This window comes from Micrococcus sp. KRD077 (genome assembly GCF_017168505.1).
Taxonomy (GTDB): domain Bacteria; phylum Actinomycetota; class Actinomycetes; order Actinomycetales; family Micrococcaceae; genus Micrococcus; species Micrococcus luteus.
The window spans coordinates 1-1,431 of the sequence record NZ_JABFAZ010000095.1; the positions used below are offsets into that span (position 1 = coordinate 1).

Here is a 1,431-nt window from a genome sequence, read left to right on the forward strand (position 1 = left end):
AGTTGAGTCCCTGATAGTGGTGTAACCCTCCCCGGTCACCGACACCGTCCCCTGCACGGACGCGGTCACCGTGGGAGCCTTCGAGCGAACCTTCCAGAGCACTCTCGAAAGGGACATCACCACGATGACCGCTCCTCACATTGTCGACCCTGAACGCCTGTTGCGCGAAGCCCTCGGCGAAGCCTCACCAGATCTGCTGCGTCACCTGCTCCAGACCATCATCAACGCCCTGCTCAGCGCCGACGCCGACGCGGTCTGCGGGGCCGAGTACGGCACCGCCTCCGAGTCCCGCACCACCCAGCGCAACGGCTACCGCCACCGACCCCTCGACACCCGCGCCGGCACCATCGACGTGGCCATCCCGAAACTCCGGGCCGGTACGTACTTCCCTGATTGGCTCCTGGAACGCCGGAAGAGAGCCGAGTCCGCGTTGATCACGGTGGTCGCTGACTGCTACCTGGCCGGGGTCTCAACCCGCCGCATGGACAAACTCGTGCGACAGCTCGGCATCGACTCGCTCTCGAAGTCCCAGGTCAGCCGCATGGCCACCGAGCTGGATGAGCACATCGAAGCCTTCCGGCACCGGCCCCTGAGCGATACCGGCCCGTTCGTGTTCCTCGCCGCGGACGCCCTGACCATGAAGGTTCGCGAGGGTGGTCGGGTGATCAACGCGGTGGCCATGGTCGCCACCGGCGTCAACGCCGACGGGCGCCGCGAGGTCCTTGGGCTGCGCGTGGCCACCACGGAGTCAGGGGCGGCGTGGAACGAGTTCTTCGCGGACCTGGTGGCCCGCGGCCTGACAGGGGTCAAGCTCGTCACCTCGGACTCCCACCGAGGCCTCGTGGAAGCAGTGGCGGCGAACCTGCCCGGAGCGGTCTGGCAGCGCTGCCGCACGCACTACGCGGCCAACCTGATGGCCGTGACTCCGAAGTCCATGTGGCCGGCGGTGAAGGCCATGCTTCACAGCGTCTACGACCAGCCCGACGGGCCCGCGGTGCACGCCCAGTTCGACCGGCTCCTGGACTACGTGCAGGACAGGTTGCCCGCGGTGACCGCCCACCTCGACGCCGCACGGGAGGACATCCTCGCGTTCACCGGCTTCCCCAAGGACGTGTGGTCCCAAATCTGGTCCAACAACCCTGCCGAGCGCCTCAATCGGGAGATCCGGCGCCGCACGGACTCCGTGGGGATCTTCCCCAACCGAGAGGCCGTCATCCGGTTGGTCGGGGCGGTGTTGGCCGAGCAGACGGATGAGTGGGCAGAGGGCCGCCGGTACCTCGGACTCGAGCTGCTGGCCCGCTGCTCAGGTCTGGATGCGGACACGACATCCACGACCATCCTGGGCACGGAGGTGATGCCGACCTTGGAGACCTGACCGACTCAAGCCCCCACCGCCTCGAAGACGGTTACACCACTTCCAGGGACTTGACC

At 67.4% G+C, this 1,431-nt stretch carries 1 protein-coding gene; it reads left to right on the plus strand.

Translation table 11 applies throughout. The features are described from left to right. Window positions 1–124: 124 nt before the first annotated feature. Window positions 125–1,375, plus strand: a complete 1,251-nt coding sequence (locus J1M39_RS11905; protein ID WP_036318129.1) for an IS256 family transposase — start codon at window positions 125–127, stop codon at window positions 1,373–1,375. Window positions 1,376–1,431: the final 56 nt, after the last annotated feature.

Bases quoted from the DNA above. Each gene is read 5' to 3' on its own strand.
- J1M39_RS11905 (WP_036318129.1), top strand. From the start codon at position 125: ATGACCGCTCCTCACATTGTCGACCCTGAACGCCTGTTGCGCGAAGCC.